At 42.4% G+C, this 2,574-nt stretch carries 3 protein-coding genes; all 3 read right to left on the bottom strand.

From position 1 onward, the window contains the following. Positions 1 to 79: 79 nt before the first annotated feature. Entirely contained in the window at positions 80 to 817 is a 738-nt protein-coding gene (locus tag GY843_RS19010) for a cytochrome c1 (RefSeq protein WP_130050512.1), read from the bottom strand. Next, entirely contained in the window at positions 814 to 2,079 is a 1,266-nt protein-coding gene (locus GY843_RS19015) for a cytochrome b N-terminal domain-containing protein (RefSeq protein WP_130050511.1), read from the bottom strand. The genes GY843_RS19010 and GY843_RS19015 overlap by 4 nt, the downstream gene beginning before the upstream one ends. Next, positions 2,079 to 2,574, bottom strand: a 496-nt coding sequence (gene petA / locus GY843_RS19020) for a ubiquinol-cytochrome c reductase iron-sulfur subunit (protein WP_297312040.1), incomplete at its 5' end; no start/stop codon positions are given. The genes petA and GY843_RS19015, both read right to left, overlap by 1 nt.

Genomic DNA, 2,574 nt, shown 5'->3' on the forward strand with positions numbered 1-2,574 from the left:
GCCTACCTCCATTATATTACAAAAACAGCAATAGGGGCTTAAGCCCCTATCACAAAACTACCTTTCAAAATGCCCAGGATTAGTGAACATCTCTCCAGTATTCTTTCTTCAGCATGAATGCCAAGATAAATAGAATCACTAAGAAACCAATTACCTTAAGACCTAACGCTTCTGACTCTAAACGTGACGGTTCGCCAACGTAAGCTAAGAAGTTAGTTAAGTCACGAGCAGCGCGATCGTACTCATCGTCACTCATTTCACCAGAACCATCTGTTTCAGTGCCAACAACTTTAGTCACAGTGTGACCGTGTTCTTCCACTTCTTCAGTGATTGGTGTTGGTAAACCTTGTAGTTCTTGAAGAACGTGCGGCATACCTACCGATGGGAAAACAATATTGTTTACGCCAAACGGACGAGATTCATCTTTGTAGAATGACTTCAGATAAGTGTAGATCCAGTCAGTACCACGAACTCGCGCTACAAGCGTAAGATCCGGTGGCGCTGCGCCAAACCATTTAGCTGCGTCATCTTTACCAATCGCATTTTTGATGTGGCTACCAACTTTTGAGCCATCAAAAATTAGTTGCTCTTGACCAATCTCAGTAGGAATACCGATATCGCGGAACGTACGCTCATAACGTTGATACTGCATTTGGTGACAACCAAGACAGTAGTTCATGAACAATTTAGCACCGCGTTGTAAAGACGCGTTATCTTTAAGGTCAATGTTCGCATCCATTAAAGGAACCGAAGGACCTGCTGCCATTGTCAACGATGGCAATAATGCGAATAAACCGATAATTAGCTTTTTCATCATTTCGTCAACCTCGTTGGTAATGGCTTAGTTTTCTCATTCTTGCTGTAAACAAATAACAATACGAAGAACATGAAGTATGTCACAGTCGTGATTTGTGATAACAGCGTTTTGAAATCAGTTTGTGGAGTAGCACCAACCCAACCTAAGATAACGAAAGTTACCACAAATTGTGCGATGTTTAACTTGTGTAAACCACAACGATAACGAATAGAACGAACCGAGCCACGGTCAATCCAAGGTAGTAACGCAAGCACTACGATAGATGCACCCATCGCCGCAACACCCATTAACTTGTTAGGGATTGCACGAAGGATTGCATAGAATGGCGTAAAGTACCAAACAGGGAAAATGTGCTCTGGTGTTTTCAGTGGGTTAGCTGCTTCGAAGTTTGGCGCTTCTAAGAAGAAACCATTCATCGCAGGCATAAAGAATACAACCCAGCAGAATAAGATTAAGAAACCAACCACACCCACAATATCTTTCACTGTGTAGTAAGGGTGGAACGGGATTGCATCAACAATGTCTTTCTTGTTGGTGTAATACTCGTGGAATTTGAATTTAGGCTTATCTTCTTCAGCTACAGAACCTTTCTTACGCTTGATTTCAACACCGTCAGGGTTGTTTGAACCCACTTCGTGTAGTGCAACAATGTGTAAGAATACTAAGATAACAATAACTAAAGGTAATGCAATTACGTGTAGTGCAAAGAAGCGGTTAAGCGTAGCACCTGAAATTACGTAGTCACCACGGATCCAAAGCGTTAAATCATCACCAATAACCGGAATCGCACCGAATAGTGAAATGATTACCTGTGCACCCCAGAAAGACATTTGTCCCCAAGGAAGTAAGTAACCCATGAAAGCTTCAGCCATAAGCGCTAAGAAAATGAACATACCGAATAACCACAGTAATTCACGTGGTTTTTGGTAAGAACCGTAGATCATGCCACGGAACATGTGCAGATATACAACGATAAAGAACGCTGAAGCACCTGTTGAGTGAAGGTAACGAAGTAACCAACCGTATTCAACATCACGCATGATGTATTCTACCGATGCGAAAGCACCTTCAGCAGATGGTACGAAGTTCATTGTTAACCAGATACCAGTTACGATTTGGTTAACAAGTACTAACATGGCTAGAGAGCCAAAGAAGTACCAGAAGTTAAAGTTTTTTGGTGCTGGATACTGTGCAATATGCATGTTCCAAACACGTGTCATTGGAATACGATCGTCGATCCAACCAATAATTTTACCAAACATTACGCCACTCCTTTTTCTTCACCGACTAGAATAGTCGTGTCATCAAGGAAGGTATACGGAGGAATTTCTAGATTTAATGGTGCAGGTACAGATTGGAATACACGACCAGCCATATCAAATTTAGAACCGTGACACGGACAGAAGAAACCGTCGTCTGTGCCCTCTACTTTCTCACCAAAGCCACCTTGTAGGAAGCTAGGAGAACAACCTAAGTGCGTACAAATACCAACAGCAACGAAGATCTCAGGACGTTGCGAACGATATTCATTGGTTGATGATTCAGGTTGTTGAGGCTCTTCAGACGCAGGATCACGAAGTTGACCTTCATGTTCTTTCATCTGTTCAAGCATTCTTGGTGTACGATTAATAACCCAAACAGGTTTTCCTCGCCACTCAACACGTATTAATTGTCCAGGCTCAAGCTTGCTGATATCTACTTCTACAGGCGCACCCGCAGATTTAGCTCGCTCACTTGGATTCCAAGACGCAATAAAA

Source organism: Neptuniibacter sp., from assembly GCF_024231755.1.
GTDB lineage: Bacteria > Pseudomonadota > Gammaproteobacteria > Pseudomonadales > Balneatricaceae > Neptuniibacter.

Excerpts from the sequence above, each read along its gene's own strand:
- GY843_RS19010 (WP_130050512.1), bottom strand. The coding sequence starts at position 817 with ATGATGAAAAAGCTAATTATCGGTTTATTCGCATTATTGCCATCGTTG.
- GY843_RS19015 (WP_130050511.1), bottom strand. The coding sequence starts at position 2,079 with ATGTTTGGTAAAATTATTGGTTGGATCGACGATCGTATTCCAATGACA.